Origin of the sequence: Dactylosporangium sp. NPDC005572, assembly GCF_040605515.1 — a bacterium.
Classification (GTDB): domain Bacteria; phylum Actinomycetota; class Actinomycetes; order Mycobacteriales; family Micromonosporaceae; genus Dactylosporangium.
This window is the reverse complement of the sequence record NZ_JBEXCY010000030.1, coordinates 1-22834: the sequence shown is the minus strand read 5'-3', so window position 1 is coordinate 22834 and position 22834 is coordinate 1. Positions and strand designations below refer to the sequence as shown.

26 protein-coding genes are annotated in these 22834 nt (G+C 73.0%); 20 read left to right on the top strand and 6 right to left on the bottom strand.

Annotation, left to right across the window (positions count from 1 at the left end):
- The first annotated feature begins 2 nt into the window (after positions 1-2).
- From argR to ABZS66_RS17480, 4 genes are all read left to right on the top strand, one after another.
- Positions 3-524 carry an arginine repressor gene (argR, locus tag ABZS66_RS17495; protein ID WP_354758697.1) on the top strand — a complete coding sequence of 174 codons (522 nt, stop codon included), beginning with the start codon at positions 3-5 and terminating at the stop codon, positions 522-524.
- Positions 521-1720: an argininosuccinate synthase gene (locus ABZS66_RS17490; protein WP_354758695.1), complete on the top strand. Its 1200-nt coding sequence runs from the start codon at positions 521-523 to the stop codon at positions 1718-1720. Before argR ends, ABZS66_RS17490 begins: the two co-directional genes overlap by 4 nt.
- Positions 1721-1804: 84 nt before the next feature.
- Positions 1805-3244, top strand: coding sequence for an argininosuccinate lyase (gene argH / locus ABZS66_RS17485; protein ID WP_354758693.1), 1440 nt, complete (start codon positions 1805-1807; stop codon positions 3242-3244).
- Positions 3245-3253: 9 nt separating this feature from the next.
- Entirely contained in the window at positions 3254-4159 is a 906-nt protein-coding gene (locus ABZS66_RS17480) for an NADP-dependent oxidoreductase (protein ID WP_354758691.1), read from the top strand.
- A gap of 73 nt (positions 4160-4232) precedes the next feature.
- Here ABZS66_RS17480 and ABZS66_RS17475 read toward each other — a convergent pair whose 3' ends face one another.
- From ABZS66_RS17475 to ABZS66_RS17465, 3 genes are read right to left on the bottom strand one after another with little or no spacing between them, the layout of a single operon-like run.
- Entirely contained in the window at positions 4233-4934 is a 702-nt protein-coding gene (locus ABZS66_RS17475; protein WP_354758689.1) for an ABC transporter permease, read from the bottom strand.
- A complete protein-coding gene (locus tag ABZS66_RS17470) occupies positions 4931-5797 on the bottom strand; it encodes an ABC transporter ATP-binding protein (protein WP_354758687.1) in 867 nt (288 codons plus the stop codon). Before ABZS66_RS17470 ends, ABZS66_RS17475 begins: the two co-directional genes overlap by 4 nt.
- Entirely contained in the window at positions 5794-6153 is a 360-nt protein-coding gene (locus tag ABZS66_RS17465; RefSeq protein WP_354758685.1) for a GntR family transcriptional regulator, read from the bottom strand. Before ABZS66_RS17465 ends, ABZS66_RS17470 begins: the two co-directional genes overlap by 4 nt.
- An 84-nt stretch (positions 6154-6237) precedes the next feature.
- Between ABZS66_RS17465 and ABZS66_RS17460 the strand changes: the two genes are divergently transcribed.
- Positions 6238-6696, top strand: a complete 459-nt coding sequence (locus ABZS66_RS17460) for a hypothetical protein (protein WP_354758683.1) — start codon at positions 6238-6240, stop codon at positions 6694-6696.
- A 65-nt stretch (positions 6697-6761) separates the two neighbouring features.
- Positions 6762-7151 carry a ribonuclease domain-containing protein gene (locus ABZS66_RS17455; protein WP_354758681.1) on the top strand — a complete coding sequence of 130 codons (390 nt, stop codon included), beginning with the start codon at positions 6762-6764 and terminating at the stop codon, positions 7149-7151.
- 22 nt (positions 7152-7173) lie between these two features.
- Here the strand turns inward: ABZS66_RS17455 and ABZS66_RS17450 are convergent, their stop codons facing one another.
- Positions 7174-7353: a DUF4236 domain-containing protein gene (locus tag ABZS66_RS17450; protein ID WP_190253140.1), complete on the bottom strand. Its 180-nt coding sequence runs from the start codon at positions 7351-7353 to the stop codon at positions 7174-7176.
- Between the two features lie 109 nt (positions 7354-7462).
- Here ABZS66_RS17450 and ABZS66_RS17445 point away from each other — a divergent pair, with 109 nt between their 5' ends.
- From ABZS66_RS17445 to ABZS66_RS17415, 7 genes are all read left to right on the top strand, one after another.
- Positions 7463-8389 (top strand): septum formation family protein, encoded by a 927-nt coding sequence (locus ABZS66_RS17445; protein ID WP_354758679.1) that lies wholly within the window; start codon positions 7463-7465, stop codon positions 8387-8389.
- 34 nt (positions 8390-8423) lie between these two features.
- On the top strand, positions 8424-8792 hold the full coding sequence (locus tag ABZS66_RS17440) for a PH domain-containing protein (protein ID WP_354758677.1): 369 nt from the start codon (positions 8424-8426) through the stop codon (positions 8790-8792).
- 76 nt (positions 8793-8868) lie between these two features.
- Complete coding sequence (locus ABZS66_RS17435; RefSeq protein ID WP_354758675.1) at positions 8869-10212, top strand: CapA family protein; 1344 nt, start codon at positions 8869-8871, stop codon at positions 10210-10212.
- Between the two features lie 26 nt (positions 10213-10238).
- Positions 10239-12386, top strand: coding sequence for a HAMP domain-containing protein (locus ABZS66_RS17430; protein ID WP_354758673.1), 2148 nt, complete (start codon positions 10239-10241; stop codon positions 12384-12386).
- Between the two features lie 4 nt (positions 12387-12390).
- The gene (gene pgsB / locus ABZS66_RS17425; protein WP_354758671.1) at positions 12391-13683 is read left to right on the top strand and encodes a poly-gamma-glutamate synthase PgsB; all 1293 of its coding nucleotides are present in this window, start codon (positions 12391-12393) and stop codon (positions 13681-13683) included.
- On the top strand, positions 13680-14165 hold the full coding sequence (locus ABZS66_RS17420) for a poly-gamma-glutamate biosynthesis protein PgsC/CapC (RefSeq protein WP_354758669.1): 486 nt from the start codon (positions 13680-13682) through the stop codon (positions 14163-14165). The genes pgsB and ABZS66_RS17420 overlap by 4 nt, the downstream gene beginning before the upstream one ends.
- 12 nt (positions 14166-14177) lie before the next feature.
- Positions 14178-15218 (top strand): NlpC/P60 family protein, encoded by a 1041-nt coding sequence (locus ABZS66_RS17415; protein ID WP_354758667.1) that lies wholly within the window; start codon positions 14178-14180, stop codon positions 15216-15218.
- Here the strand turns inward: ABZS66_RS17415 and ABZS66_RS17410 are convergent.
- A complete protein-coding gene (locus ABZS66_RS17410) occupies positions 15215-16093 on the bottom strand; it encodes a hypothetical protein (RefSeq protein ID WP_354758665.1) in 879 nt (292 codons plus the stop codon). The two genes, ABZS66_RS17415 and ABZS66_RS17410, sit on opposite strands and share 4 nt — an antisense overlap.
- A gap of 64 nt (positions 16094-16157) precedes the next feature.
- Between ABZS66_RS17410 and ABZS66_RS17405 the strand changes: the two genes are divergently transcribed.
- The 5 genes from ABZS66_RS17405 to ABZS66_RS17385 all read left to right on the top strand — a co-directional run bounded on the left by ABZS66_RS17405 (position 16158) and on the right by ABZS66_RS17385 (position 21469).
- Positions 16158-17273, top strand: coding sequence for a M20/M25/M40 family metallo-hydrolase (locus tag ABZS66_RS17405; protein ID WP_354758663.1), 1116 nt, complete (start codon positions 16158-16160; stop codon positions 17271-17273).
- On the top strand, positions 17270-18097 hold the full coding sequence (locus ABZS66_RS17400; protein ID WP_354758661.1) for a GNAT family N-acetyltransferase: 828 nt from the start codon (positions 17270-17272) through the stop codon (positions 18095-18097). Before ABZS66_RS17405 ends, ABZS66_RS17400 begins: the two co-directional genes overlap by 4 nt.
- On the top strand, positions 18094-19200 hold the full coding sequence (gene menC, locus ABZS66_RS17395) for an o-succinylbenzoate synthase (protein ID WP_354758659.1): 1107 nt from the start codon (positions 18094-18096) through the stop codon (positions 19198-19200). The genes ABZS66_RS17400 and menC overlap by 4 nt, the downstream gene beginning before the upstream one ends.
- A 68-nt stretch (positions 19201-19268) precedes the next feature.
- Positions 19269-20801: an MFS transporter gene (locus tag ABZS66_RS17390; RefSeq protein ID WP_354758657.1), complete on the top strand. Its 1533-nt coding sequence runs from the start codon at positions 19269-19271 to the stop codon at positions 20799-20801.
- 8 nt (positions 20802-20809) lie between these two features.
- Entirely contained in the window at positions 20810-21469 is a 660-nt protein-coding gene (locus tag ABZS66_RS17385; RefSeq protein ID WP_354758655.1) for a TetR/AcrR family transcriptional regulator, read from the top strand.
- On the opposite strand, the gene ABZS66_RS17380 is transcribed toward ABZS66_RS17385, so the two are convergent.
- Positions 21456-21809 carry a helix-turn-helix domain-containing protein gene (locus ABZS66_RS17380; RefSeq protein WP_354758653.1) on the bottom strand — a complete coding sequence of 118 codons (354 nt, stop codon included), beginning with the start codon at positions 21807-21809 and terminating at the stop codon, positions 21456-21458. The genes ABZS66_RS17385 and ABZS66_RS17380 overlap by 14 nt on opposite strands.
- Positions 21810-21911: 102 nt before the next feature.
- Here ABZS66_RS17380 and ABZS66_RS17375 point away from each other — a divergent pair, with 102 nt between their 5' ends.
- Entirely contained in the window at positions 21912-22469 is a 558-nt protein-coding gene (locus tag ABZS66_RS17375) for an NAD(P)H-dependent oxidoreductase (RefSeq protein ID WP_354758651.1), read from the top strand.
- A 24-nt stretch (positions 22470-22493) separates the two neighbouring features.
- Positions 22494-22834 (top strand): DNA-3-methyladenine glycosylase (locus tag ABZS66_RS17370; protein ID WP_354758649.1); only part of this gene is annotated, 341 nt, incomplete at its 3' end.

Genomic DNA, 22834 nt, shown 5'->3' with positions numbered 1-22834 from the left:
GCATGAACGCGCCGGCCACCAAGGCCGCCCGGCACGACCGCATCTCGGCGCTGATCCGGGGCTCGGCCGTGCGTTCGCAGACCGAGCTGGCCGAGCTGCTGGCCGGCGACGGCATCCAGGTCACCCAGGCCACGCTGTCGCGCGACCTGGAGGAGCTGCGGGCGGTGAAGGTCCGCGGCGCGTACCTCATCCCGGAGGACGGCGAGCGTGTGCTGCGCCCGGCCGAGGAGCCGCCGACCCGGCTGGTCCGGCTGCTGCGGGAGCTGCTCACCGGTGTCGACTGCTCCGGCAACCTCGTGGTGCTGCGCACCCCGCCGGGGGCGGCGCAGTTCCTGGCCAGCGCGATCGACCGCACCGGCCTGCCCGACATCGTCGGCACGATCGCCGGCGACGACACGATCCTGGTCGTCGCGCGTGAGGCGCCCGACCCGGCCCGGCCGCCGTCGGCCGGTGAGCTGCTGGCGGCGAAGCTGACGGCGTGGGGGCAGCCGGGCGAGGACCAGGCGGAAGGGAACGCGAAATGACGGACCGGGTGGTGCTCGCGTACTCCGGCGGGCTCGACACCTCGGTCGCGATCGGCTGGATCGCGCGGCAGACCGGCGCCGAGGTGGTCGCGGTGACGGTCGACGTGGGCCAGGGCGGCGAGGACCTGGCCGCCGTCCGGCAGCGGGCGCTGGACTGCGGCGCGGTGGCGGCCGAGGTGGTCGACGCGCGGGACGAGTTCGCCGCCGGGTTCTGCATGCCGGCGCTGCGGGCCAACGCGCTCTACATGGACCGCTACCCGGTCGTGTCGGCGCTGTCCCGCCCGCTCATCGTCAAGCACCTCGTCGACGCGGCGCTGCGGCACGACGCGACGCACGTCGCGCACGGCTGCACCGGCAAGGGCAACGACCAGGTCCGCTTCGAGGCCGGCATCGGCGCGCTGGCGCCGTGGCTGCGGGTGGTCGCCCCGGTCCGCGACCACGGCTGGACCCGGGGCAAGGCCCTGGCCTACGCCGAGGAGCACGGCCTGCCGCTCGGCGTGACGCACCGCGCGCCCTGGTCGGTCGACCAGAACCTGTGGGGCCGGGCCGTGGAGACCGGCTTCCTGGAGGACATCTGGAGCGCGCCGATCGAGGAGGTGTACTCCTACACGCAGGACCCGGGCCTGCCGCGCGACCCCGACCCGGTGGTCATCACGTTCGACCGGGGGGTGCCGGTCGCGCTCGACGGTGAGACGGTGACGCCGCTGCAGGCGATCCGGGAGCTCAACCGCCGCGCGGGCGAGCACGGCGTCGGCCGGCTCGACCTGGTCGAGGACCGGGTCGTCGGCATCAAGAGCCGCGAGGTCTACGAGGCGCCGGGCGCGATCGCGCTCATCACCGCGCACCAGGAGCTGGAGAACGTCACCGTCGAGCGGGACGCCGCCCGCTTCAAGCGCACCGTCGACCAGCGCTGGGCCGAGCTCGTCTACGACGGCCTGTGGTTCTCGCCGCTGCGCGAGGCGCTCGACGCGTTCATCGACGAGACCCAGCGGCACGTGTCGGGTGAGGTCCGTCTGGTCCTGCACGGCGGCCGGGCCGTGGTGACGGGGCGCCGTTCGGAGGCCAGCCTCTACGACTTCGGCCTGGCGACCTACGACTCGGGCGACACGTTCGACCCGTCGCTCGCGAACGGCTTCGTCGAGCTGTGGGGGCTGCCGTCGCGGCTCGCCGCGGCCCGGGACCGCCGGCTGGGCTGATGCCCGACTGTTCCTCGCGCCGATCGGCCGGAGGCGGCCCGCGACCGTCACGCCATGATCGGCGCTCGTCGTCCCTGTGGAAGGATGGAGTTCGTGGTGACCTCTGAAACGCCGACGCGGCTGTGGGGTGGCCGGTTCGCCGGCGGGCCCGCCGAGGCGCTGGCCCGGCTGTCGGTGAGTGTCCAGTTCGACTGGCGGCTCGCGCCCTACGACATCGCCGGCTCCCGCGCCCACGCCCGCGTGCTCGCCCGCGCCGGCCTGCTCGACGCGGAGGAGCTCGGCCGGATGCTCGCCGCGCTCGACGACCTCGAGTCGGCGTGCGCGGCCGGCGAGTTCCGCCCGACGGTCGACGACGAGGACGTCCACACCGCGCTGGAGCGCGGCCTGCTGGAGCGGCTCGGCACGCTCGGCGGGAAGCTGCGGGCCGGCCGCTCACGCAACGACCAGGTCGCCACGGACCTGCGCCTCTACCTGCGCGACCACGCCCGCGGCGTCGCCGCCCGGATCGTCGAGCTGGCCGACGCGCTGGTGGAGCAGGCGGCCCGGCACGTCGACACGCCCGCGCCGGGCTTCACCCACCTCCAGCCGGCCCAGCCGATCGCCTTCGGCCACCAGCTGCTCGCCCACGTGCAGGCCCTGCTACGCGACCTGGACCGGCTGCGTGACTGGGACGCGCGGACCGCGGTGAGCCCGCTCGGCGCCGGTGCGCTGGCCGGTTCGTCGCTGCCGCTGGACCCGGCCCAGGTCGCCCGGGAGCTCGGCTTCACCTCGGCGGCCCCGAACTCGATCGACGCGGTCGCCGACCGCGACTTCGTCGCCGAGTTCCTGTTCGTGGCGGCCCTGACGGGCGTGCACCTGTCGCGGCTGGGCGAGGAGGTCGTCCTGTGGACGACGCCGGCCTTCGGCTGGGTGCAGCTGGACGACGCGTTCGCGACCGGTTCGTCGATCATGCCGCAGAAGAAGAACCCGGACATCGCCGAGCTTGCCCGCGGCAAGTCGGGCCGCCTCGTCGGCCATCTGACGGGCGTGCTCACGATGCTCAAGGGCCTCGCCCTCGCCTACGACCGGGACCTCCAGGAGGACAAGGAACCGGTCTTCGACGCCGTCGACACGCTGGAGCTGGTGCTGCCCGCGCTGGCCGGCATGATCTCCACGATGACCGTGCGGGTGGACCGGCTGGCGGCGCAGGCCCCGGTCGGCTACACCCTCGCGACCGAGGTCGCGGAGTGGCTGGTGCGTCAGGGCGTGCCGTTCCGCGAAGCGCATGAGATCACGGGCAAGCTGGTCGTGATCTGCGCGGCGCGCGACATCGGCCTTGATGAGGTGTCGGATGAGGATCTGGTCGCCGTGAGCCCGCACCTGACACCAGCGGTGCGAGAGGTCTTCTCCGTGCCGGGGGCACTCGCGGCCCGCGTCACGCCCGGCTCGACCGGCCCCGGCCCGGTCGCCGACCAGCTGGCGGTCGCCTCGGACAAGCTCGACCGGTGGCGGGACTGGTCCGCGGAGAGTGTCGTCCCGGCGTAGCCTGGCCCCGTGCGGAAGATCATGCAGGACGTCCTCGGCGACGCGTCGGTGCTGCGGCTGGTCGAGGCGGACGTGCCGGTGCCCGGCCCGACCGAGATCCTCGTCGAGGTGCGCGGCATCGGGGTCAACCCGGTCGACTGGAAGGTGCGCACCTCCGGCGGGGTCCTCGGCGCGCCGCCGTTCACCGTCGGCTGGGAGGTCTCGGGCGTCGTCGCCGCCACCGGCAGCGGCGTGACCCGTTTCGCGGTCGGTGACGAGGTCTTCGGGATGACCCGCTTCCCGCGGGAGGCGGCCGCCTACGCCGAGTTCGTCACCGGGCCGGCCCGGCAGTTCGCCCGCAAGCCCGACGGGATGACCCACGTCGAGGCGGCCGGTCTGGCGCTGGCCGGGCTCACCGCCTGGCAGGTGCTCGTCGAGACCGCCGCCGTGCTGCCCGGCCAGCGGGTCTTCGTCCCGGCCGCGGCCGGCGGCGTCGGGCATCTCGCCGTGCAGATCGCCAAGTCCCGCGGGGCCCACGTCATCGGCACCGCGTCGGCCCCGAAGCACGACCTGGTCCGGTCGCTCGGGGCCGACGAGGTCCTCGACTACCGCACCGACGACCTCGGCGGCATCACCGGCATCGACGTGGCCGTCGCCACCGTCGCCGGCCAGGTGCCCGACCTGGCGAAGATGCTCGGGCCGGAGGGCCTGCTCGTCGCGCTCAACGGCGTCGACGTGCAGGCCGCCACCGACGCCGGGGGCGTCTTCCTGCTGGCCGAGCCCGACCGGGCCGGGCTGGAGGCCCTCGCCGCCCTGGTCCTGCAGGGCCGGTTGCGGGTCCACGTCGACCGGGTCTTCCCGCTGGCCGACGCCGCCGAGGCCCACCGCGTCGGCGAGGCCGGCCACACCACGGGAAAACTGATCCTGACACCATGAAAGCAGCCGGCGAAGCAGCCGCGGCACCCCGTTCATGCCGACACCTTAGAACGGGTGTACGACAAAAATCGGATCAGGCGGTCGCCCGCCGCAGCGTGGCCCAGGACGCCAGCGTCAGCGCAAGCGCCAGTCCCAGCGGCAGCAGCCCGAAGAGCACCAGCACCGGCTGGTCGCCCAGCCACCGCCAGATCGCGGGCCAGCTGCGGGTCCAGGTGAGCAGCGCCGCCAGCCCGCCCAGCACCAGGATCAGCCCGGCCGTCGTGGCGAAGACGCCGTTGACCTTCCAGTGGATGTGGATCGTGCCGAGCGTGACCCCGATGAGCGACATGGCCAGCATCGGCACGCCGTAGACGGCCAGCTGGCCGGGTACGCCGACCTCGTCGATGAAGCCGAGGCCGAAGAACCGCAGCCGCATGCCCCAGCCGTCGGTGGCGTTCTCGATCGCCTGGCAGACGGTCAGGATCACGCTGTACAGCAGGCTCTGCCCGAACACGAACACCCCGAGCCCGGCCGCGAACTCGCGGCGGGTGACGCTCATGCCGAGCGCGAACGGGAACTGCTGGCTGATCGCGACCGCCCCGAACGCGAGCGCCGCGATGTAGATGCTGGCCAGCCCGCCCGTGATCGGTTCGGTGCCGTCGAGGGCCTCGTCGCCGATCGCGGCGAAGACCAGCAGGTTCACCGAGAACGCGATGGCGGCGATGACCAGCGGCCACAGCAGGCCGTCGCGGCGGCCGAGGGCCTGCAGGCGGGCGATGGCGAGGATTCGGCTCATGACGTTTCCTTCCTCGTGATCCGGACGACCAGCTGCTGCAGCGACACCGGCTGCAGTTCGACCCCGGCGGCCCGCGCGTCGCCGGCCTCGACCTGCCCGCGCACCGTCGCGCGGGTCAGGCCGCCGAGCCGCTCCCGGTGCAGCTCGTCGGCGTTGGCGGTGAGCGCGTCGACGGCCGGCGCCGGACCGGTCAGCGTGACGACCTGGCCGCGCAGGGTCTCGGCGTCCTCGTCGAGGACGATCCGGCCCCGCTCGATGAGCAGCACGTGCTCGATGAGGTCGCTGACCTCGTCGATGAGGTGGGTGGAGAGCACGACCGTGCGCGGGAACTCGGCGTAGTCGGCGAGCAGCCGGTCGTAGAAGAGCTGCCGCGAGACGGCGTCGAGCCCGAGGTACGGCTCGTCGAAGAAGGTCAGCGGCGCGCGGGAGGCCAGCCCGATGGTGACGCCCAGGGCCGACAGCATGCCGCGGGACAGCTTCTTCACCGGCCGGCGCAGCGGCAGCTGGAAGTCGTGCACGAGCTCCCGGGCGAACCGCTCGTCCCACTCGGCGAACAGCAGCCGGCCGGCCAGGAGCGCGTCGCGCACGCGGTACGTCTCGGGGTACTTCTGGCTCTCCTTGACGAACGCGACCTGGCGCAGCACCGCCGGGTTCTCGACCGGCGAGGCGCCGAAGACCTCGACGCTGCCGTGCGTGGCGAACTGCTGCCCGGTCAGGATCTGCATGAGGGTCGTCTTGCCGGCGCCGTTGCGGCCGAGCAGGCCGTAGATCCCGTTGCGCCGCAGGGAGAAGCTGACGTCGTCGAGCGCGGTCACGTCCCGGAACCGCTTCGACAGGCCGCTCACCGTCACGATCGTGCTCATCGGTTCTCCTCGTAGCGGTCGATCATCGACTTCAGTTCGGAGGGGTGGATGCCGAGCTTGGCGGCCTCGGCCAGCAGCGGCTGCAGGAACTGCTCGGAGAACTGGTCCCGGCGGCGTTGCCGGAGCTTGGCCTGCGCGCCGGGGGAGACGAACATGCCGATGCCTCGCTTCTTGTAGAGCACGCCGTCGTCGACGAGCTGGTTGACGCCCTTCGCGGCGGTCGCGGGGTTGATGCGGTGGAAGGCGGCGAGCTCGTTCGTCGACGGCACCTGGGTCTCCTCGGGCAGGCTGCCGTCGATGATCGAGTTTTCGATCTGCTCCGCGATCTGGAGGAAGATCGGCCGCCCGTCGTCCATCAGTCGTCCTGGTTCATCGGTTCATTACTCATGTAACTAACCATGCAACCGAAGAACCGCACTGTCAAGCGCTATGTTCGAGTGATGACAGCAGCAGCTGGGTTCGGGCCGAAGATGAGCTGGCTGGCCGTGCGGGCGGACGACCCGGAGCCGGTCATGGCGGCGCTCGGCCTGCGCGACCTCGGCGAGGTCGACGTGCGGGCCGGCCTCGACCTGGCCCACTTCACCGACGACCGGGTCGTCGTCACCGGGCCGATCGCGGGCTGGGTGCTGGTCGCCGGCCGCTGGCTCTTCGGCGAGCACCCCGCCGCCGGCCTGTCGGCCAAGCTGGAGACCGAGGTGCAGTACTTCGCCACGCACCGCGGGACCCTGACGCAGCGCTGGGAGCGAGCCGACCGCGGCGATCTCTCCGACGTGTTCCGCGGCACCGAGGACGACCTGGTCGACGAGCACGACGTCTTCGCCAAGGCGCAGGAGTGGAGCGTCGACCCCCGCAAGCTCCCGGTCGCGACGTTACATATCGCGGCGGTACCTGTTAACTAGTAATCTTCCATACGTCGATGTCTCTCCAAGAGGATTGAGGCTCACCGATCCTCTTGGAGGCCTGCGTGATCCGTCTGCTGTCCCGGCTCGCCGTCGCCGCCGTGCTCGTCGCCGGCCTGCTCACCGGCCCCGTCGACGCCGCACAGGCGTCGGTCTACTCCTCGTGCACCATCTCCGGCTGCGCCGACGCGCGGGCCGCCCGCTCGGGCTGGAGCAGCCTCGGCTTCCCGACGACCCGCGCCTGGTACCAGTGGCCCGCCGGCAAGTACAACTTCGCGGGCGGCCGCTACTACAACCGGGAGGGCGAGCTCCCGGCGAACGCGACCTACTACGAGTACGACGTGATCCCCCGCAACCAGGGGGCGGCCCGCGACGCGAAGCGCATCATCATCAACCGCAGCACGGGCGCCACCTGGTACTCGCCGAACCACTACACCGACTTCTACCGCCTCTAGGCAGCCGGCCGGGGCAGGCGGGTCAGCTCCGCTTGCCCTTGCTGCGCCAGGAGAACGGGCCGGGCAGGTCGTAGCGGTGGGCGCGGGTGCGCGAGTTCCACGACCAGCGACCGATCTTCAGGCCCCAGGAGGAGAACCCCTTCGGGGTGAAGTTCAGCACGAGCGGGCCGATTCGCATCGCCTTGCGGAACAGGATCGGCACTGCGTCCTCCTCGGGGTGGTCTTCGCCATCCAGCATGACCCATGGGCGCCACACCATCGTCCGAGGGGTCCATTGACGCCCGGCCGGGGTGCTGCGATGTTGATCAACTATGTCACGGGCCCTCCTGCGCGTCGCCGCGCTCCTGGCCTGCGCGTCCATCGCGCTGGCCGCCTGCACCGCCCGCCCGGCCGGCGCCGACGGGAACCTCGTCGACGACTGGGCCCCGCTCGCCGAGCCGGCGTTCCTCGTGCCGAGCGCCGGCACATGCCTCGACGCGAGCGCACATTTCGCCTTCGAGCCTCGCTGGTACCGCACGACGCCGATCGAATGCGACCGGGGCCACTCCCTCGAGACCGTCCTGACCGGCACCGTCACCGGCACCGCGGCCGCCGGCTCGAAGCCGCCGGAGTGGGGCAGCGAGGCGAACCGCGCCGCGTTCGCCGAGTGCGGCAGGGCGGTCACCGCCTACGTCGGCGGCGACTGGCACAACGGACTGCTCGGCATCCACGTCCTCATGCCCACCGACGCGCAGTGGGACGGCGGCCTGCGCTCGTACACCTGCGCGGCGTTCGTCATCAGCGACGTGACCCGCGCCTCGACGATCATCCGCTCCGGCACCCTGCGCGACGGGCTGTCCGGCGCCGCCCCGCTCGCGCTGCGCTGCCTCGACCAGGTCGGCGCCCAGGGTGCGGAGGGCTTCATCGACGGCATCTCGGCGATCACCGCGATCGACTGCGCCCAGCCGCACGACACCGAGTACGCCGGGCTCGCGACGATGCCGGACGGGCAGTTCCCGAGCGACCAGGTCATGGAGGGCACCCTGCTGAACAAGTGCTGGGGCCGGGCCGCGTCGCTGCTCGGCCTCACCGAGAACCAGCTCAGCGCCCGCCGCGACATCCGCGTGACCTGGGACGGCATCTCGCAGGCCCAGTGGACGGCCGGCGACCGCACGGCGCGCTGCTTCGCGGTCGTGTCGTACCGGACGAAGGTCAAGGCCAGCCTGAAGGGGCTCGGCAAGGGCAAGCTGCCGGTCTGAGCGCCGTTTGCGGCATCCGCCTACGTTGGTGGGCATGGCACAGCAGGTGAAGTACGACCGCCGGGAACAGTACGAGCAGATCGTGTCCGGGCTGCTGCCCGGCGAGAGCGTCATCGCGGTCTACGACGCGGTCGGCGTGGGCACCGGCTTCGTCGGGCTCACCGACAAGCGGGTGATCCTGCAGGACCGTTCGTTCGTGGGCAAACGGGTGGCCATCACGTCGATTCCCTACGGCAAGGTGACCGCCGTGTCCGTGGTGAGCAACAAGTCGTGGGCGGGCAGCTTCTTCAGCAGTGGATCGATCGCCGTGCACGTCGGCACGCACACCTACGAGGTCGAGCTGCGCGGGGTCGAGAAGACCCAGCATGTGCACAATGTCATCCTGCATTACGCCGCACGGTGACCATGCAGCGACGATGACCGATTGGTTGACCGGGGCGTGCCCGAACGGCTGTCGACTCGTTCACTAGCCTGTCGCGGTGCGTACCGAACCCACGGGAAACCGCCGCCCGTTGTGGGGAGTTCTCGGAGCCGTCGTGGTGCTGGCCGTCGCCGGGGCCGCCGTCTACCGCATCGGGCCCTGGTCCACGGCGTCCGCGGCGGAGCCGAGCGTGCCCCGGCCGATGGGGCCGCCGGTCTCCGTCTCCGGCCGGTCGGTCAGCGTGCTCGGCGCCGGCGACATCCTGCTCCACCCCGACCTGTGGAACCAGGCCCGCCGCGACGGCGGCGGCACGATGGACTTCGCGCCGATGCTCGCGGGTGTGAAGGCGGCCGTGTCCGCCGCCGACCTGGCGCTGTGTCACCTGGAGACGCCGCTGGCGGCGCCCGACGGGCCGTTCATCGGGTTCCCCAAGTTCAGCGTCCCGCCACAGGTCGTGCCCGCGATCAAGGCGATCGGCTACGACGGCTGCTCGACGGCGTCGAACCACTCGATCGACCAGGGGTACGAGGGGATCAAGCGCAGCCTCGACGCCTTCGACCAGGCGGGACTCGGCCACAGCGGCACCTATCGCAGCGCCGACGAGGCGAAGAAGCCCAAGATCTACGACGTCAAGGGCGTGAAGGTCGCGCACCTGAGCTACGCCAAGAGCTTCAACGGGCTCAGCCGCCCCGCCGGGCAGGACTGGGTCGCGAACCTCATCGAGCCGAAGAAGATCGAGACCGATGCCGCCGCGGCCCGCACCGCCGGCGCCGAGATCGTCGTCGTGAGCCTGCACTGGGGCACCGAGTACGAGCACGAGCCCGACGTCGAGCAGCAGACCTGGGCCCGCGCGGTCGTCGCGCTGCCGAACGTCGACGTCGTGCTCGGCCACCACGCACACGTCGTGCAGCCCGTCGAGAAGCAGTCCGGCAAGTGGATCGTCTACGGCCTGGGCAACCAGATCGCCCGCCACGAGGAGCCGGTCAACCAGAACCGCGACGGCGCCATGGTGCGGGTGACGTTCACCCCGGCCGGCACCGCCAAGCGGTGGAAGGTCGCGGCGGTCGAGGCCATCCCGACCTGGGTCGACCTCAACCCCGACATCCGGGTCGTCGACCTGGAGCGGGCCCTCGCCGACCCCGGCGTGCCCGCCGGCCGCCGGCGCATCTACGAGGCCGCCGTCGACCGGATCCAGGGCCACCTGCTGACCCGCGGCGCCGGCACCGACGGGCTCGTCGTGCGCGCGGCCGTGACGCAGGCCGCCGGCCCCGGCCCCAGCTCCGGGCCGCCGCCGGCCAGCACACCCGGTAGCGCCCCGTCCACCCGCCGCAGCCGCACCGCGAGTCCGCGCGGGAGCGGCCGCCGCTGGTACAGTCGCCGCGATCTTGAGGCAATCCGGTGACGACGCGGAGTTGGGGTGGTGCCGTCGTGGGCGACGTACCACCCGCGGAGCTCATCGCCTGGCGGCGCCGCGCCCTCGAGCAGCAGCTGCCCGCCGCCGGGTTCCCCGCCGGGTCGAGCGCGCCCGCCCTGGTGTTCCTCGTCGTGATGATGGTCGTCGCGGCCGCCGGCGTGCTCGGCTTCGCCGTCTACGACCACCGCGGCGTCCCCGCCGCGGTCCACGACTCGCAGCGCGACCTCGTGGTGAAGGTCGCCCGCACGATCAGCATCAGCTCCGGCCGCGCGGTGACCGAGCTCGACCGGGACATCGCCGCCGTGCGCCGCGCGCCGGTCCCGCCCGACGCCGACGTGCTCGCCCGGCTGGTCGGCGACCGGACGACCTGGAACGGCGCGGCCATCGTGCAGACCGCCACCCGGCAGCCGGTCACGGCCGACGGCGTCGCGATCCCGCTCGAGCTGCTGCCCAACCCGCTGCCCGCCGACGCCACCCTGCCGGTCACCACCAGCGACGGGCCGGCGCTGCTGCGCGTCGCGGCCCTCGACGCGACCCGGACCATGGTCGTGCAGCAGCCGCTGCTCATGCGCAACCTGCGGCTCAACCCCGAGGCCCGGCACGGCGTCTTCATGGTCACCCCCGACGGCAGCATGACCCTCATGCAGGGCATCGGCGCCGTCGACACCGCGCACCTGCGGCAGGCCGTCGGCGGCCTCGCCCGCGCCGAGCGCAGCGAGAGCCGGGCCGTCGCGGTCAAGGAGTGGACCGACCGGCAGCTCGTCGTCTCGGCCGCGCCGATCGGCGACACCGGCATCGTCGTCGTGTCGGTCATCACCGCCGTGGTCACCGAGGGCACGTCGCTCGGTCACGGGCTGCTGCTCGCCGTGACCCTGCTGGCCGTCGCGGTCGCGAGCTTCGCGCTCATGCGCACGTCGCTGGTCGGGCCGCTGCAGGAGTTGCTGCGCCAGGCCAAGGCCGACGCGTGCGGCGCGCCGACCGTGCAGCGCCGCTCGCTGCGCATCGCCGAGGCCTACCGCATCGCCCAGGCCCTCGCCGTCGTCTCCGGTGCCGGCCTGCGCGGGCGGCGCTGGCGGCCCACGGCCATGCAGGGCCTCGCGGTGGCCGCCGTCGTCGCCCTCGTCTGGCCGGCCGTCGCGGTGGTCAACACCCTGCACGCCCCGCAGGCGGCCATCCCGGAGCAGCTGTACTACGACGAGGAGAGCCGCGCCGAGGCGGTCGGCGCCGTGCTCGGCAACGCCCTGGACAGCGGGATGCAGACCGTCTCGCGGATCAGCCTCGCCAACGCCCGGACCGAGCCCGGGGCGTTCGACCCGGTCCTCAAGCAGGGCCTCGCCGAGGAGTACCGGTTCCGCGGCCTGTACCTCGTCGACCCCAAGGGCGCCGTGGTGCGTTCGGCCGGCCGGGACTCGCTGCGCACCGCGCAGCCGCTGCCCGGCGAGGCGGGCGTGCGCATCGACCCGGGAGTGCAGCGGCTGCCGGTCATCTACGCCTTCCGGGTCGCCGACAACGGCTACGCGGTCGTCGGCGAGTTCGACATCGACTACCTGCTCGGCGTCGTGCGGCAGGTCGACGGCCGGGCCCGGGTCGCCGACGCCAACCTGCGCACCGTGCTCGACTCGACCGGCTACAAGGCGTTCGAGCCGCTGTCCGGCACCGCCGCCCGCGCGGTGGCGATCGACGCGCTCGCGGGCGGCACGGTCCGCGGGAAGCAGACCACCGGCGGGCAGCCGGCCCTGCTCGCCGCGGCCGGGCTGAACAGCCCGCCGACCGTGGCCCACCTGGAGTGGGTCGTCGTGGTCGAGCGCAACCCGGTGTCGCTGCGCCTGCCGCAGGCCGTCATGAACCGCTGGACGCTGCTCATGGCCGGCATCGTCGTGGGCGTCGTGGCGCTCACGCTCGCCTGGCAGTACTTCGTCTTCGTCTACCCGCTGCGCCGGCTCGCCGCGCGCGCCGACCGGATCGTCGCGGGTTCGTTCGAGGACCCGGTCCCGCCGCAGCGCCACGACGACATCGGCGCCATCGCGATGTGCCTGGAGATCTGCCGGCAGGTCCGGCACACCGGGTCGGCCCGCTTCGGGGGCGCCATCCGCCTGCGCGGCTCCGAGGACGACTACACCGCCGTCATGCCGAAGTTCCCCCGCCAGCGGACGAAGGTCTGACCCGATGCTGTACCTCTACGTCATCTTCAGCCTGTGCTGCCTGACCCTGGTCATCGCCGGCGTCGTCGAGCAGCGCAACCACTACCGCAACCTGGCGAAGATTCCGCACCGCGTGCTCGTCAACGGCATCCGCGGGAAGAGCTCGATCACCCGGCTCTGCGCGGGCGCGCTGCGCGGCGGCGGCCTGCTCGTCGTGGGCAAGACCACCGGTACCGCCGCCCGGTTCATCTTCCCCGACGCCAGCGAGGAGCCGGTCCACCGCAAGTTCGGCATCGCCAACGTCGTCGAGCAGATCGGCATCGTGCGCCGGGCCGCCACGTACCACCCGGACGCGCTCGTCATCGAGTGCATGGCCGTCATGCCGGCCCTCCAGGAGATCAACCAGACGAAGCTCATCCGCTCGACCATCGGCGTGCTGTGCAACGTGCGCGAGGACCACCTGGCCGAGATGGGCCCGACCCTCGACGACGTCGCCCGGTCGCTGAGCCTGTCGATGCCGGCCGGCGGGGTGTGCGTGACCGCCGAGCGGGACCGGCTGGCCATCCTGCGCAAGGAGGCCGCGAAGCGCGACTGCCGCCTCATCGCGGTCGACCCCGAGTCGGTCAGCGACGCCGAGATGGCCGGCTTCGGCTGGATCACCTTCAAGGAGAACGTCGCGATCGCCCTCGCCGTCGCCGAGCTGCTCGGCGTCGACCGGCGCAGCGCGCTGGCCGGGATGTGGGACGCGCCGCCCGACCCGGGCGTGCTCTCCGTGGTCCGGGTCGCCGGCGGCAGCAAGCGGATCCGGTTCGCCAACGTGTTCGCCGCCAACGACCCGGAATCGACGCTCATGAACATCCGGCAGCTCGAGCGGCAGCGCCTCATCGCCCGCCCGCTCACCGTCGTCATCAACTGCCGGCCCGACCGCGTCGAGCGCAACGGGCAGATGGGCACGATGTGCGGCGAGATCCAGCCCGACCGGATCGTCATCATCGGCGAGCCCACCCGCAGCGCCCGCACCACCGTCCCGCCGGCGCTGCAGGACCGGGTCGTCGACCTCGGCGGCCGGCTGTCGCCGCAGGAGCTGCTCGACGGCGTCATGGCCGCGACCGGCCCCGACTCGTCGATCGTCGCCGTCGGCAACATCCACGGCCAGGGCGAGGTGCTCCTCCACGAGCTCGCCGCCCTGCCGAGCTGGTCGCCCGACGACGTTCGGCGCGAGCTGCCGCCCATGATCCGCGTCGCCGCCCAGGCACCCGCCGTGCCGGGGCGGCGCTCGCCCGTACGGAACCCGCCACCGAGAAGGGTGCATCGATGATCTTCGGAGGGGAGCTGAGCGCCCAGCTCGCCACCGCATGCCTCGGCATCGGGCTCGTGTTCGCGCTGCTGTGCTACCTGACCACCAACCTCTCACCGGGCGGGATGATCACTCCCGGGTGGATCGCGCTCGCGCTCATCGAGGACCCGCTGCAGGCGGCGATCGTGGTGGTGATGACCGTGGTCACCTACTACCTGACGGTGCTGCTGCGCAAGTACGTGATCCTGTACGGCAAGCGCCTCTTCGCCGCCATCGTGCTGCTCAGCGTCTTCCTGCAACTGACGCTCTTCGTCATCGTGCAGCGCGACCTGCCGCTGCTGTTCGCGCACCAGACGCTGGGCTTCGTGGCCCCCGGGCTCATCGCCTACCAGCTCGTCCGCCAGCCGCCGCCGGCCACCATCCTGGCCACGACGATCGTCACCGCCATCACGTTCGGCGTGACGTTCAGCGGCATCGTCGCCGGGCTCGTCCCGGTCACCTGAGGGGCGTCCGCCGTGCAGACGTACACCAGGAGCGCCGCCCGTATCGCCTCCGCCGCGTTCGTGCTCATCGTCGGGGCGACCGCGATCGCCTACAGCGCCGTCCGGCTGGCCCAGCCGGGCATCGCCGAGATCAGCCTGGGCGGCGAGGCGGCGGCCGCCGCCGAGGCGAACCCCGACGGCTACACGTACCGGCGGTACACCGACCCGCCCCGCACCGAGATCAGTGACCGCTCCGGCAAGCGCATCGCCGTGATGACCGACGGCGCCCGGACCGGGCACCTGGCCGGGCCGGTGCGCGTCTTCGCCGAGCCGCGCTTCACCAACGCCAAGATCGAGAACGACACGTACGTGCGGATGGCCCCGCAGGAGTGGCGGGCCGGCGCCGAGAAGGAGCCGTGGTTCACCGCCTGGTTCGCCGCGGCGCTCACCGACCCGAAGCCGGACCTGCTCGCCACCGCGCTGGAGTACACCTACGGCGCGCCGCCGCGCAAGGACGACAAGGGCGTGCAGTTCAGCGGGGACGCGGCCTTCGGCCCGCTGTCCGACATCGACCCGGACGGCCGGGCCGAGAACTCCGACTTCTACGACTACCTGGGCATGTCGTGGACGTTCCCGGACGGGGTCAAGGAGAAGCCGTCGCCGACCCACCTGTACAGCCTGGACTGCTCCGGGTTCGTGCGGATGGTCTACGGGTACCGCATGGGCTACCCGCTGCGCGGCGCCAACCAGCCCGGCGGGGGGCTGCCGCGGCAGGCGCACGCGATCGCCAGCATGGGCCCAGGGGTACTGCTGATGCCCAACACCGGCAAGCGGGCCCGGGAGCTCGAGCGCCTGCTCCCCGGCGACATGCTGTTCTTCAACGCCGGCCCGGTGCAGGGGGCGAACATCGAGCACATGGGTATCTATCTCGGCGTCGACGACCGCGGGCACCAGCGGTTCATCTCCAGCCGCAGCCAGGCCAACGGTCCGACGATGGGCGACCTGGCCGGCGAGTCGGTGCTGGACGGCACCGGCTACTGGGCGCTGCGCTGGCGGACGGCGCGCCGCGTCTAGCCGAGCAGCCCGGCGAGGGTGCGGGCGACCGCGGCGCGCTGCTGCGGGTCGCGGCGGATCACCCAGCCGAGCTCCAGGTGGATGAACTGGGCGCCGAGCGCCGCCGCGGCCTTGCCCTGGTCGTTCTCGGTGCCCTCGAGCCGGCCGCAGCGCTGGTCCCAGGCCCGGCACACGACCATGCCGGCGTCCTGCTCCAGGCCGGTCGCCAGGTCGCGGGCCAGCCGGGTCGGCGCGCCCGCGCCGGTCGACACGACGACCTGCGCCTCGGGCAGGTTCTTGTCGGCGAAGCCGTGCAGCTGGACCTGCGGCAGGCCGCGCTCCGCGAACGCCGTCGCGAGCACGTGGAACGCCGACGCGCTGTTGTGCGCCACGTCGGCCGCCCCGCCCGCGGCGGCGCGGTGGGCGCCGGCCACCAGGAGGACGGCCCCGGGGACGAGCCGCTGCACGGCCACGCCGAGCTTGTCGGTGTTGGTGTCGAAGCCCGGATGCGGTACCTCGATGACGACGCTCGGCGGCGCCGACCGGTCGACGAGGAGGATCCCCCAGGCCGGCTCCTCGGTGGGGCTCATGCTGAACATCCGGTAGGGCCGGCCGGTCGCCGGGTCGGCGCCCTCCGCCGCGGTGTAGCCGAGCGCGCCGAACGCCGCGCCGAGGGCCGCCCCGTCGTCGGGCCGGTCGAGCAGCAGCCGGACCGCGTCGCGGGCCTGCGCCCGCTCGTGATCGGTGGGGTCGCGATAGGGCCCGTCGCGCGAGACCCGGGCCGTGTGCGCCTCGACGAGCGCGCCCGGGTCGGCGGAGGCCGCCGGCGGCGGGGGCGGTGAGCTCTCGACGTGGTGGCCGCAGGCCGCCAGCAGCACCGCTGTCAGCAGCAGCACCGGCCCACCCGCCGAAGAGTTGCGCGACACTGGGCCGACACTACCCAACAGCTACGGTGGCAGTATGAGCGCCTTGCAGAAGCTGCGGTCCGCGGCTCCGGTCATGCTGGACGACCTCGCCGAGCTGGTCCACGTCGAGTCGCCCTCGGCCGACGTCGACGCTGTCGGCCGCTGCGCCGACGTGGTGGCCGAGCTGGGGCGGCGGTGCACCGGGGAGGCGCCCGAGCGGATCGTGACCGGTGGCCGCCCGCACCTGCGCTGGCGGTTCGGGGGCGGGACGCCGCGTGTGGTGCTCATCGGCCACTTCGACACCGTCTGGCCCCTGGGCACCCTGGCCCGCTGGCCGTTCGCCGCCGAGGGTGACCGGGCGACCGGGCCGGGCGTGGTGGACATGAAGGCCGGCATCGTCATGCTGTTCCACGCCCTGCACGCACTCGGCGGCGACCTCGACGGGATCACGGTGTTGGCCAACAGCGACGAGGAGATCGGCTCGCCGACCTCGACGGCGCTCATCGAGGACACCGCCCGCGGCGCGGCCGGCGCGCTGGTGCTGGAGGGCAGCGCGGGCGGGCGGCTGAAGCTGGCCCGCAAGGGGATCGCGCACTACACCGTGCGGGTCACCGGCCGGGCCGCGCACGCCGGCATTGCCCCGCACCTCGGCGTCAACGCCGGTGTCGAGCTCGCCCACCAGATCGTGCGCATCGCCGCCCTCGGCGACGCGGAGCGCACCACCACCGTCACCCCGACCGACGCCACCGTCGGCACCACCAGCAACACCGTCCCCGCGTCGGCCCGGGTCAGCGTCGACGCCCGCTCCTTCGACCCGGAGGAGCTGGCCCGGGTCGACGCCGCCTTACGCGGCCTGACCCCGGTCCTGCCGGGCGCGGAGGTCCATCTCGAGCCCGGCCCGGCCCGGCCGGCGATGCCCGACTCGGCGTCGGCCGCCCTGTTCGCGCTGGCCCAGGGCCTGGTCGCCGGGCAGGGCCTGCCGCCGCTGGTCGGCGAGGCGGTCGGCGGCGGCTCCGACGGCAACCTCACCGCCGGCATCGGCGTGCCGACCCTCGACGGGCTCGGCGCGGTCGGCGGCAACGCCCACGCCGAGGGTGAGTGGATCGAGCTGTCCAGCCTGCCCGACCGGGCCGCCCTGGTGAGCGCGCTCGCCGGCGCGATCGGCCGATGAGCGCCCTCGACGCCGCGGCCGAGGCCGCCGCCCGCGCCGGGGTCACCGTCGCCGAACTGTCCACGATGGACGAGTGCGAGGCCGCCTCCGCGCTGCTGCAACAGGTCTGGCGGGCCGAGCACCCGGCCGAGATCGCGGCGGCGTCGCTGCTGCGCACCTACGCGCACGCCGGCGAGTACGTCGCGGGCGCCTACCGCGACGGGCAGCTCATCGGCGCGGCGACCGGCTTCTTCGGGTTCCGCCACGGCCGGGCGCACCTGCACTCGTTCGTCGCCGGGGTGACGCCCGGCCGGCTGGGCAAGGGCGTCGGGTTCGCCCTCAAGCAGCATCAGCGCGCCTGGACGCTGGATCGCGGCGTGTCCGAGGTCCATTGGACGTACGATCCGCTCATCCTCCGCAACGCGTACTTCAACCTGCAGAAGCTCGGCGTCACCGTCACCGGGTACCTGCCGGAGTTCTACGGGCCGATGACCGACGGCATCAACCGCGGCGACCTGAGCGACCGCCTCTACGTGGAGTGGCGCCTCGACGCGCCGCACGTGGTGGCCGCCGCCCAGGGGTCGCCGGCCGAGGTCGACCCGGCGCGGGCGGTGGCGGCGGTGGCGGCCGGCCCGGACGGCGGGCCGATCGAGTCCACAGTGGACGAGGAGGAGATATCGGTGGCGGTACCGGAGGATGTCGAGGCCCTGCGGGGGCATGACCGCGGGCTGGCGCTGCGCTGGCGGCACGCCGTGCGGTCCGCGCTCACCGACCGGCTGGCCGGCGGCTGGCGGGTCGAGGGCATCACCCGCGACGGGCGCTACCTGTTACGGAGGCCCTCGTGAAGCTCACCGGGCTGGAGTTGCGGCGCATCGCGATGCCGCTCGTCGCGCCGTTCCGCACCTCGTTCGGGGTCGAACGGGAGCGCGACGTGCTGCTGGTGCGCGCGGTCGGCGGCGAGGCCGAGGGGTGGGGCGAGTGCGTCGCGATGTCGGCGCCGCTCTATTCCGCCGAGTACGTCGACGGGGCCGCCGAGGTGATCCGGCGGTACCTCGCCCCGGTCATCGGCGGCGGGGACGTCGACGCCCACGTGCTGGAGGCGCGGTTCGCCCGCTTCAAGGGCCACCCGATGGCGAAGGCCGCCGTGCTGACCGCGGTCCTCGACGCCCAGCTGCGGGCGGCCGGGATGTCGCTCGGCGCGTACCTCGGGGCGGTCAAGGACCGCGTCCCGGCCGGGGTGTCGGTCGGCATCATGGACTCGATCGGCGAGCTGCTCGACGCCGTCGCCGGCTACCTCGACGCCGGCTACCTGCGGATCAAGCTGAAGATCGAGCCGGGCTGGGACGTCGAGCCGGTGCGGGCGGTGCGGGAGCGCTTCGGCGACGCGGTGCTGCTCCAGGTCGACGCCAACACCGCGTACACGCTGCGCGACGCCCGCCACCTCGCCCGGCTCGACCCGTTCGACCTGCTGCTCATCGAGCAGCCGCTCGACGAGGACGACCTGCGCGGCCATGCCGAGCTGGCCCGGATCGTGCGCACGCCGGTCTGCCTCGACGAGTCGATCACCTCGGCCCGCGCGGCGGCCGACGCGATCGCGCTCGGCGCGTGCTCGGTGGTGAACGTCAAGCCCGGCCGGGTCGGCGGCTACCTGGAGGCCCGCCGCATCCACGACGTCTGCGCCGCCGCCGGGGTGCCGGTGTGGGCCGGCGGGATGCTCGAGACCGGGCTGGGCCGGGCCGCCAACGTCGCGCTCGCCGCGCTGCCCGGGTTCACGCTGCCCGGCGACACCTCCGCCTCGAACCGCTACTACGCCCGGGACATCACCGCCCCGTTCGTCCTCGACGGCGGGCACGTGGCCGTGCCCGGCGGCCCGGGGATCGGCGTGACGCCGGTGCCGGAGCTGCTCGACGAGGTGACCACGGCCACAGCATGGATCGAGCTCGACTGACTTTACAGCTGTTAACTGACGGGCCTAACCTTACGGGCGTAAACAAACGTCCGTAAGGAGCCCCGGTCATGTCCGAGTACCCGCGCAGGTGGGCCGCGCTGGCGGTGCTGAGCCTGACGCTCGTCGCCGTCACCCTCGACAACTCCGTCCTCAACACCGCCCTGCCGTCCCTCGCCCACGCGCTGCGGGCCGGTACAGCCGACCTGCAGTGGATCACCGACGCGTACACGCTGGTCTTCGCCTCGGCGCTGATCCTCGCCGGCACCATCGGCGCCCGGATCGGCTCGCGCCGGGCGCTGATCGGCGGCCTGGCCGTCTTCGGGGGCGGTTCGGCGATCGCCGCGCTCTCCGACTCGCCGGGGCAGCTCATCGCCTGGCGCGCGGTGATGGGGCTCGGTGCCGCGTTCGTCATGCCGGCGACCCTCGCGATCATCACCCGGATCTTCCCGCCCGCGGAGCGCCCGAAGGCGTTCGGCGCCTGGTCGGCCGCCGCCGGCATCGGCGTGCTCATCGGGCCGGTCACCGGCGGCGCCCTGCTCGAGCACTACTCCTGGAGCAGCGCGTTCTGGATCAACGTGCCGCTGGTCGCCGGAGCCTTGATCGCCGTGTTGTACCTCGTGCCGGCCGTGCCCGCGGTGTCGACCGGGCGGCTGGACGTCATCGGCGCGCTGCTGTCCACCGCGGCCGTGGCCGCGCTGGTCGACGCCGTCATCCAGGCGCCGTCCCGCGGCTGGACCGACGCGCTGACGCTCGGGGAGTTCGCCCTGGCGCTGCTCCTCACCGCCGGCTTCGTGCTCCGGCAGCGCCGGGCCGCGTCGCCGCTGGTCCGCCTCGACCTGTTCGCCAACCGCACCTTCCTCGTCGCCGCGCTGTCCCTCGCGGTGGTGTTCTTCGTGCTCTTCGGGACCCTGTTCGAGCTGTCGCAGTACCTCCAGCTGGTCCACGGCTTCACCCCGCTCGTCGCCGGCCTGGGCGCGATGCCGTTCGCCGTCGCCATGGCGCTCACCTCGGCGACGTCGGCGCCGCTGTCCGCCCGCATCGGCGTGCGGGCCACCCTCGCGGTCGGCCTGCTACTGGCCACGGCCGGCCTGCTCGACCTGGCCACCACCGGGGTCACGACGCCGTTCTGGAAGATCGCCATCGGTACCGGCGTGATCGGCCTCGGCATGGGCATGATGATGGCGCCGGCCAGCCTGCAGATCTCCGGCTCGGTGCCGGTGCAGTACACCTCGATGGCGAGCGCGCTGAACAGCGTCATCCGCGAGCTCGGCGGGGTCCTCGGCATCGCGGTCCTCGGCACGGTCGTCTCCTCGGCCTACCGGTCCGGCGTCGGCACCGACCTCGGCCCGGCCGGCACCGACCTGCCGACCGCCCACGCGGTGGCGGCGCAGCTCCCGGCCCCGGCCGCCGAGCGGGTGCTGTCGACGGCGGACGCGGCGTTCACCTCGGCGATGGACCGCGGGGCGCTGGTGGCGGCGGCGATCGCCTTCGCGATGGCGCTGGTGGTCATCCTGGTCCGTCCGCGGGTCGCTGCCCCGGCTCCCGCCCCGGCTCCCGCCCCTGCTCCCGCCGCGGCTGTCCTGGCTGCCAGCACGGCATGATGAAGCGCATGACAACGGACCCGTCGGGTGCGGCCAGCGGTGGCCGCACCCGCAACCGTCGTGGTGAGGGCGGCCTGCTGCGCGACGAGATCGTCGCCGCGGCGGAGCGGATCCTGGAGCGCGAGGGGAACGAGGACGCGCTCACCCTGCGCTCGGTCGCCCGCGAGGCCGGCATCGCCGCACCGTCGATCTACGGGCACTTCGCCGACCGCGAGGCGATCCTCGACGCCGTGCTCGACATCGCCTTCGAGCGCCTGCGCCAGCACGTCCTCGCCGCGGTCGCCGAGCTCGACGACCCGGTCGAGTCGCTGCTCGCCGGCTGCCGGGCGTACGTCCGGTTCGGGTTCGACGAGCCCGCGCGGTACACCGTCCTCTTCGGCCGCCGCCGGGCCAACCGCCCGGTCGTCACCTCGGCCCAGCGCCTCGCCGACCTCCCGCCGGAGTGGCGCCGGCGCACCGAGTCGTTCATGGTCATGGTCGACGGGCTCACCGCCTGCGCGCAGGCCGGCCGCTCCGCCAGCACCGACCCGTTCGCCGACGCGACCGCCCTGTGGACGTCGCTGCACGGCGCGGTCGTCATGCGCCAGTTCGTGCCGGGCTTCCCGTGGCCGCCGGTGGAGGAGGCCGTCGACGAGATGGTGCGGCGGCTGGCGCTCATCCGGCCGTAGTCCGGTTGCGCAGCACCGTGTGACCGTGCTCGTCCACCCAGCGGATGAGCGCGTCGACCGGGTCGAGCAGGGTGCGCCCGAGCGGTGTCAGCGCGTACTCCACCCGCGGCGGCATCTCGGCGTGCGCGGTGCGCGACACGAGCCCGTCGCGCTCCAGGTCGTGCAGCGTCTTGGCGAGCATCCGGTGCGAGATGCCGTCGATCTGCCGCTGGATCGCGGTGAACCGCTGTTCCTGCTGCACGAGCACGGCGACCACCGCGAGCGTCCACTTGTCGCCGATGGTGGTGAGCAGCCCGCGCAGCACCGCGCGCAGCTCGTCGTCCTGGCACGTATCGGTCATGGCCGGTTACCTTAAAGTGCGTATTTCCGATAGGGAATTTGCAGTATCGCGCCGTTGCTCCTCGGTTCGTCAAGCACCACCCGTTTCCTGAGGAGCGTCTTCATGACAGAGATCGCCATCGTCGTCGGCAGCGTCCGCCCCGGCCGGTACAGCCGGCAGGTCGCCGACTGGGTGCACGCCGAGGCGTCCAAGCGCAGCGACGCGAAGTTCGAGATCGTCGATCTCGCCGACTACCCGCTGCCGCACCTGGACGAGCCGATCCCGGCGTCGGCTGGGCAGTACGCCAACGAGCACACCCGGGCGTGGTCGACGCGGATCGCGTCATTCGACGGCTACGTGTTCGTGACCCCGGAGTACAACCACTCCACGACCGGCGTGCTGAAGAACGCGCTGGACTACCTCTACGCGGAGTGGAACAACAAGGCGGCCGGGTTCGTCAGCTACGGCGTCGTCGGCGGCGCCCGGGCCGTCGAGCACCTGCGGCTCATCGCGGCGGAGCTGCAGCTGGCGACCGTCCGCTCGCAGGTCGCGCTGTCGTTCTACACCGACTTCGAGCAGTTCACGACGCTGACCCCGGGCGCGCACCAGTTCGACGCGCTCACGGCGACGCTCGACCAGCTTGTCGCCTGGTCCGACGCCTTGGCGGTACTGCGGAAGTAGCTTGTACCGGTGGATTATGCGTGGATGCGGGCCCCAGCGGCGTCGATCGCGGAGACGGCTCGGTCGCTGCTGGGCTGGCAACTGTCCGCCAACGGCGTGACGATCCGGCTCACCGAGGTCGAGGCGTACGCCGGCACCGGTGAGGACCCCGCCTCCCACGCCCACCGCGGCCCGACGCCGCGCACGCAGGTGATGTTCGGCCCGGCCGGCCACGCCTACGTCTACTTCATCTTCGGCGTCCACTGGTGCCTCAACATCGTGTGCGGCGCTACCGGAGAGGCGGCGGCGGTCCTGCTGCGCGCCGGCGAGGCCCGCTCCCGGGTCGACGGGCTGACACTCGGATGGTCGTTGAGCACCCGGGACAC